The 7,268-nt window shown below is 39.1% G+C and carries 6 protein-coding genes, 1 tRNA gene and 1 pseudogene; 4 read left to right on the top strand and 4 right to left on the bottom strand.

All coding sequences use genetic code 11. The annotated features are described in order from the left end of the window. Positions 1-504: 504 nt before the first annotated feature. From sppA to QZ076_RS21620, 4 genes are all read left to right on the top strand, one after another. Positions 505-2,253, top strand: a complete 1,749-nt coding sequence (gene sppA, locus QZ076_RS21635; protein ID WP_293717183.1) for a signal peptide peptidase SppA — start codon at positions 505-507, stop codon at positions 2,251-2,253. Between the two features lie 6 nt (positions 2,254-2,259). After that, positions 2,260-3,360 (top strand): tetraacyldisaccharide 4'-kinase, encoded by a 1,101-nt coding sequence (gene lpxK, locus QZ076_RS21630; RefSeq protein ID WP_293717181.1) that lies wholly within the window; start codon positions 2,260-2,262, stop codon positions 3,358-3,360. 5 nt (positions 3,361-3,365) lie between these two features. Beyond that, the gene (gene thiL, locus QZ076_RS21625; protein ID WP_293717180.1) at positions 3,366-4,397 is read left to right on the top strand and encodes a thiamine-phosphate kinase; all 1,032 of its coding nucleotides are present in this window, start codon (positions 3,366-3,368) and stop codon (positions 4,395-4,397) included. Between the two features lie 76 nt (positions 4,398-4,473). Next, a tRNA-Phe gene (locus QZ076_RS21620) sits at positions 4,474-4,546 on the top strand. 128 nt (positions 4,547-4,674) lie between these two features. Here the strand turns inward: QZ076_RS21620 and QZ076_RS21615 are convergent. The 4 genes and pseudogenes from QZ076_RS21615 to QZ076_RS21600 all read right to left on the bottom strand — a co-directional run. Continuing rightward, positions 4,675-4,824: pseudogene (locus tag QZ076_RS21615) on the bottom strand (nitroreductase family protein); the annotation flags it as partial. 345 nt (positions 4,825-5,169) lie between these two features. Next, positions 5,170-5,589: a pyridoxamine 5'-phosphate oxidase family protein gene (locus QZ076_RS21610; RefSeq protein WP_195375416.1), complete on the bottom strand. Its 420-nt coding sequence runs from the start codon at positions 5,587-5,589 to the stop codon at positions 5,170-5,172. Positions 5,590-5,677: 88 nt separating this feature from the next. After that, positions 5,678-6,553, bottom strand: coding sequence for an AraC family transcriptional regulator (locus QZ076_RS21605; RefSeq protein WP_293717179.1), 876 nt, complete (start codon positions 6,551-6,553; stop codon positions 5,678-5,680). 237 nt (positions 6,554-6,790) lie between these two features. Then, positions 6,791-7,268, bottom strand: a 478-nt coding sequence (locus tag QZ076_RS21600; protein ID WP_293717178.1) for a glycine zipper family protein, incomplete at its 5' end; no start/stop codon positions are given.

The raw sequence follows: 7,268 nt of genomic DNA, 5'->3' as shown, positions 1-7,268 counted from the left end.
TTCGCATTTATTTTGTAATTATTTTTCTGCAAAAACCATTGTAATATAATGTACGAGCGTGATAGATACAACTCAGGAAATGATAACGGAAAAGATTCTATCAGAGGAAAACAAGCCCGATTCGTTATATACGCCACAAAGAATCATTCTGTCCTGTCCTGACATAAGTTTACTTCGCTTTTTTGTAAACTTATTTCAGGACAGGACAATTCGTACAAATTTTCGTTTAACATATATCAAACGAAAAGAATACATCTATCGAACGAATAAAGTATATATGTACTTCTTGCATTCGATATATATCAAACGCTTTTTTATAAGGAAAGGGAATGGGATTTCAATACGTTATATATAACAAAAGTCAAGCAAAAGTGTTATTTAATAACTAGATGTCTTTATAGCTCAAATTAATCAACGCAAAAGAAAGGTTAGTATCAAGAAGTTAACTATATTTGCTGTCTGATAAAAACTTACGAAAATATAGATATGAAACAATTTTTTAAAATGATGTTTGCCTCAGCATTAGGTGTATTTGTTGCTGTTGGCCTGATTTCCATCGTATTTATCTTCACAATAATCGGCATTGCAAGTAGCATAAATAGCACTCCCGATTACAGTCCGAAAAACAATACCGTCTATAAACTAACACTTGACGGTAGTTTATCAGACAATACAGAAGAAAACCCTCTTGCCATGCTGATGGGAGAAACAGAAAAAGCTCTTTCCTTAAAAGATATATTATCAACAATTCAAACAGCCAAAGAAAATAAAAACATCAGTGGTATATATATAGAAGCAAAATCACTTAATGCCGGCTCCGCCAGCCTTGAAGCAATCCGCAGAGCATTGACAGACTTTAAAGAAAGCGGTAAGTTCGTTATTGCTTACTCCGACAATTACAGCCAAGGATGTTATTATCTATGTTCAATGGCTGACAAAGTGTTTCTTAATCCACAAGGAACATTAGGTCTTATAGGTATGGCTTCACAGACTATGTTTTATAAAGAATTACTAAAAAAAGTCGGCGTAGACATGATGATCTTCAAAGTTGGCACTTACAAAGGAGCAGTAGAGCCCTTCATGCTCGACAAATTAAGTGATGCTAACCGCGAACAGATACAATCATATATGAGTACTATCTGGGATAATGTTACTAGTGGCATTGCCGAATCGAGAAATATCTCCACCGAAGACATTAATAACTTTGCAAACCAGGGCTATGCCTTTGCTTCTGCAGAGAAAGCTGTTGAATGCAAATTGGTAGATGAATTGAAATATCGTCCGGAAGCAGAAGAATATGTTAAAGAACTGGCGGGACAAAGCGATAAACGTTTGCAGACGGCCGATATAACAAAAATAAAAAGTATAAAAACGATCAATCGGGAAAAAGCTGATCGTATTGCGATTTTGTATGCCGAGGGTGAAATCAAACCCGAAGTTTCCTCTTCTCCTTATAATGTAGAGCAAACAATTACCGAAAAGGTTGCAACCGAACTTATCAAGTTGAAAAACGACAACAATATTAAGGCCGTAGTCTTCCGTGTAAATTCTCCCGGAGGAAGCGCTTTCGTATCAGAACAGATCTGGCGTCAGGTCGTAGAATTGAAAAAAGTAAAACCTATCGTTGTTTCCATGGGTGATGTTGCTGCTTCCGGAGGTTACTATATTTCATGTGCTGCCAGCAAAATCATAGCAGAACCTAACACACTAACCGGGTCGATCGGTATCTTCGGTATCTTTCCGAATGTAACCGGTCTGTTCAACAAACTGTCATTAACAACAGATATTGTCAAGACCAACACATACGCCGACCTGGGAGACATGAGCCGCCCAATGCGCGAAGATGAAAAAGTTCTTATCCAATCCTTCGTTGAAAGAGGATATGAAACTTTCATTACTCGTTGTGCCGATGGCCGCGGTATGAGCAAGGAAGCTATCAATGAAATTGGCCAGGGACGCGTCTGGACCGGTGAACAAGCCAAGGAACGTAGGTTGGTCGACGAGCTCGGCGGTATAAACAAAGCGATTGAAACAGCAGCTTCACTAGCCGACTTGAGCGATTACAGCCTGACTTATGTTTCAGGAACGAAAGATTTTTGGAAAGAATTCATTGAAAAACAACTAGGAGAAGTAAAAGTATCCATTGTAAAAAGTGTTTTAGGTGATGAATACGAATATTTTAAGAATCTGAGCAATATAAAAACAACAACCGGAGTTCAGGCACGACTACCTTATGATGTTAAACCCTTATAATCCGAGATGCCGACAGAAAGCAACATAAAAATGCACTCACTGCTCTCTCCTATCTCTTTTCTATATGGGATAGGAGTCCGATTTCGGAATCAACTGTTTGATTGGGGGGTATTGCCAACAGAGTCATACCCTATACCTATCATTTGCATTGGAAACCTGGCTGTGGGTGGAACAGGGAAAACTCCTCATACGGAATATATTATCCGCCTGTTAAAAGACAGCCATAGAATAGCTGTACTCAGTAGGGGGTATAAACGAAAAACATCCGGTTTTATCCTGGCAAACAATCAAAATACAAGCATCGAAATCGGTGATGAACCTTATCAAATGAAACATAAGTTTCCCGATATACTTGTTGCTGTTGACGCCAACCGCCGACGGGGTATCAGCAACTTGCTTGCACTACCGAATGATCAACGTCCGGAAATTATTCTCCTCGACGATGCCTATCAACACCGTTATGTAACTCCTTCGCTTTCGATCGTACTGACAGATTATCATCGTTTGTTCTACATCGACAAATTATTACCAGTCGGCCTGCTCCGCGAACCTGTCAATGGAATACGGCGTGCAGATATAGTTATCGTAACGAAGTGTGAAGAAGATATGAAGCCGATCGAATATCGTATCATAGAAGAGAACATGAAATTACTGGCACATCAGTCCATTCATTTCACACATATTACTTATGGCGAAATAGAGCCGGTATTTGCTTCACAAGCAAAACCTCTTACACGAAAAGACATACGTCAGGGTGAAGAACTTCTGGTTCTATCAGGCATAGCCTCTCCCGGAAGCTTTATTAAAGAGGCTAGCAAACTTTCAGAAAAAGTTACTCCGTTGATTTTCCCAGATCACCATGATTTTGGAAAATCCGACATCAGACGGATAAAAAGTGCATTCGAATCAATGAGTTCATCCGATAAATATATCCTGACAACAGAAAAAGATGCAGCCAGGTTATCAGATAATCCATATATTCCCGAAGAATGGAAAGCTTATATGTATTATCTACCGATCACCATCGAATTCTGTCTGGAGAAAAGATTCGACGATGAAATTCGAAAACATATTACAACCTTTCATAGAGAACATATTTTACGATAAATAAAATGAGTAAAAGAACAGAAATAGCAACATTAGGTGAATTCGGTTTAATCCGCCACCTGACAGAGAAAATAGAGTTAAAAAACGAAAGTACAGTAAAAGGTATTGGCGATGATGCAGCAGTACTGGACTACAAGGAAAAACAAGTTCTGGTTACAACTGACCTGTTACTTGAAGGCGTCCACTTCGACCTGATGTATGTTCCGTTGAAACATCTGGGATATAAATCTGCCGTAGTCAATTTCTCCGATATCTATGCCATGAACGGCAAACCGAAACAGATAACTGTCTCGATCGGAATCTCTAAACGTTTCTCTGTAGAAGACCTGGAAGAGTTTTATTCGGGGCTTCAGCTCGCATGTGACATTTATGGTGTCGATATCGTAGGAGGCGACACTTCTTCCTCTTTAACCGGAATGTGCATCAGCATTACTTGCATTGGCGAAGGAGAAAAAGGGAAAGTTGTAACCCGTAATGGAGCTAAAGATACTGATCTGGTTTGCGTATCCGGAGACTTGGGAGCCGCATACATGGGTCTGCAGTTACTGGAACGTGAAAAGAGTGTATTCAAAGGAGAAAAGGATTTCACTCCCGATTTTTCCGGAAAAGAATATCTACTGGAACGCCAACTAAAGCCGGAAGCACGCAAAGACATTATTGAAATGCTGGAAAAAGCAGGAATCGTTCCCACCTCCATGATGGATATTTCCGATGGTCTTTCCTCCGAGTTATTACACATTTCAAAAGAAAGTAATGTTGGCTGCCGTATTTACGAAGATCGAATTCCCATCGACTATCAGACTGCTGCCATGGCCGAACAATTCAGTATGAACCTGGTAACAGCAGCCCTAAATGGTGGCGAAGATTATGAATTATTATTCACCGTTCCTTTGACTGATCATGATAAAGTATCTGAAATGAAAGGAGTTAAAGTAATCGGCCACATCACAAAGCCAGAATTAGGCAACTATCTGGTAGGCCGTGATGGCGGAGAAGTTGAATTAAAAGCTCAGGGCTGGAATTCACTCAGTGAATAATTTTAATCACTTTTTCCATAAAACTGTTGCATATTAAAAAAAAGTCCGTATCTTTGCACCCGTTAAACAAAACAATGGTGCCATAGCTCAGTTGGTAGAGCAAAGGACTGAAAATCCTTGTGTCCCCGGTTCGATTCCTGGTGGCACCACTGAAAATCAAGTAGTTACATTTATTTGTAACTACTTTTTTCATTTCAGCCTTCACACATCTTTAATTTAAAACTTACAAGATAGTTACAATTTCTTTCTTATCTTTTCGAGTTGTAAAGCGTTCCGGTTATTCTTTGATATACCCTAACGAGATTATAGCTACCGGATATTCTCCTGATGATAACTGGAAGTTCGTTTTAAATAAATTCAAGTCAAAGTTACAGACCCAGCAGCTACCTAGTCTCACTGCTGTTGCTGCCAGACAAATATGTTCCGTAGTTTACCCATTACAGCAAAGCTATCAGTAATAACCAACTCATCGGTATAGATATGCAGTCAATATCTCTGTTCTTCATTAACAGGCCAGTCTTCAGTGAACCGACAATATTTAGCCTAGTACCAAGACTTTCCCAAACTGAAACAATACGGGTATTCTCCAAAATATCCCAGGCTAGTTGCTGATGTGCTTTGAAAGTTCAATATGGTATAGCCACAACAGAGCGACAAGAGCAATGCATAAGCTTACACTGACTTATTGTGGTAAAAAGAGTACATTTATCGATTATAACGTAGAGTTATAATCGATAAATACTCTCCACAAAGAACTTTCTATCCCAAGAACCTATTCCACATTAAAATCCTCCGATTTGAATCCACTGTAGTACCTTCCCGAAAAGGCTGTGAATTTTAACACACAATAATCCGGATCTGTGACACCTTCTTTATAATACATGGTATCACCTGGATGCCATATCATTTCTTTACTGGCCGGATCTGTCAGAACCTCGATTGTTCCTTTTAACATTACCCCTTTAAAAAACCGCCTGTCACAAAAATAAATACAGGAATGGTCATTTGCCTTAAACTGTGCAACCCGCATAGAGGACGTATTGGTTGAAAAATAAAAAATACGGATTCCAACCCTATTACGAGGTTGCAACATAGCTTTAATATTCGGGAATCCTTCCTGGTCAACAGAGCCGAGGAAAGCAATTGTTTGTTTGTCGACAATATTTCCTATTGTCTTTTCTGCATCTCTCATAATTAAATTGTTATTTATTTTACACCAACGAAGATAAGGGAAAGTTCATCCGGCAACAGATCAAAAAACAAGGGAGAAATGTCACTTTTCACGGTTTATGAGTTTCCCGGTATGCCAGAGGTGTTTGTCCGGTATATAACCGAAAGGAACGGACAAAATAAGATACCGTTTCATAATTAAGTATTACAGCAATCTCAGACACAGGTAGGTCTGTATAGGTGAGCATCCGTTTCGCCTCTCCCATCAGTTTATTACGAATATACTGTTTGGCATTTACCTGCATAGATGCCGTTACAATCTCATTCAGATAATTGGGGGTAATACATAGTTTATCGGCATAGTATCCGACAGAATGATGATTTTTAAAAGATTTGTCGACCCAGTGAATAAAATTGTTGATATGAGAGCTACGCTTCTCCTTACTAAAAACCTGCATTTCTCCTCTTTCTTTGTATACCCTATCAAGTAATACTAGTATTTCATACAGTTGGGCTCTCAATATATGATCTCCATGTTGACCGTACAAACCAATTTCTTCTTTTATATTGCTAATCTGCTGCAACAGTCGCGTGGAAAGAGGTTCTACCGGATGTATCTTAGCAGCCGTGCTTCCAGGATCAAAGAAAGCAAGATGCCGGACAAACTGGTCATCCTTAAAGAAAGCGGATAAAAACTCCTCCTCAAAAATAAGTGCATATCCATTCACAATACCCTCTTTATCCCAATTACGTATTTCACCTGGTTTTGAAAAGACTATATCACCGGGGCAGGCTTCATAAAACTGATTATCAATAGAAAAAGAACCTCTACCTTCAGTAATAAAGGTAATATCATAATAAGTCAACGTATGTACCGAACTCTTTCTCAAATACTTCTTGATACTTTTCAATTCGACAACATCGACTAACAACTCATTTCCATATTTATTTTTATAGAAAGTATATCGAGGTATTACACTTTTCATGCCATAAAGATATCGAATTACTAAAATCCTCGCGCACATATCCAAATAAATACCAACTTTTTCACGTTATAACAGTAAAAGACAGATATATCAATCAGGGATAGAAAAAATGTATCAAACTATCGGATGATGCAGGCAAACATACAGGAAATCCCCATGAAAGACAGGCATGTTTGTATGAATCGGGATATCAGTTTAGTTACTATTGTCAGCCTCCGTTCTTACAGTGAGGAATGTTCAATATCTGCCAGTAGGCAGCGTAAAAGTTTCTTTATCCGTCAGATAACCGTCTGATGATTTCAGCCGGACAGAAAGACTAATTTCTCCGGCTTTCAATTTCGGAGAAGCATGCAAAGTGATAGTGTAACTCATCCGTTTACCTGGTTGCAACTGACCGATCGTAACCGGATTGGACAGCTTCACATACTTACCTCCTTTCTCCACTTTGATAATAGGTTCAAGATTGTAAGCAGTCTGTTTACCTTCATTCGAAAGAATAAACGAAATACGGCAAGTTTCTCCCGCATCCACGATCTGGTTATTATTGCGGTCTTCCAGATAAATATCTTCTATAACTACGTATGGAAGTTGGTATACCCTGGCATTTGTTGCATTTCTATTGCGCTGATTCTGCGAAGAAGCTGCAGTTGCCCCCAAAACGGTTCCCCCAACCGAACCAACGAACGATCCGATCGCTTCTCCACGATACCCACCG

The sequence above is a fragment of the uncultured Parabacteroides sp. genome, from assembly GCF_905196875.1.
In the GTDB taxonomy this organism is placed as follows: domain Bacteria; phylum Bacteroidota; class Bacteroidia; order Bacteroidales; family Tannerellaceae; genus Parabacteroides.
This window is presented reverse-complemented; position numbering and strand designations above follow the sequence as displayed.

Bases quoted from the DNA above. Each gene is read 5' to 3' on its own strand.
- sppA (WP_293717183.1), top strand. From the start codon at position 505: ATGATGTTTGCCTCAGCATTAGGTGTATTTGTTGCTGTTGGCCTGATT.
- lpxK (WP_293717181.1), top strand. From the start codon at position 2,260: ATGCCGACAGAAAGCAACATAAAAATGCACTCACTGCTCTCTCCTATC.
- thiL (WP_293717180.1), top strand. From the start codon at position 3,366: ATGAGTAAAAGAACAGAAATAGCAACATTAGGTGAATTCGGTTTAATC.
- QZ076_RS21610 (WP_195375416.1), bottom strand. From the start codon at position 5,589: ATGAGAGATGCAGAAAAGACAATAGGAAATATTGTCGACAAACAAACA.
- QZ076_RS21605 (WP_293717179.1), bottom strand. From the start codon at position 6,553: ATGAAAAGTGTAATACCTCGATATACTTTCTATAAAAATAAATATGGA.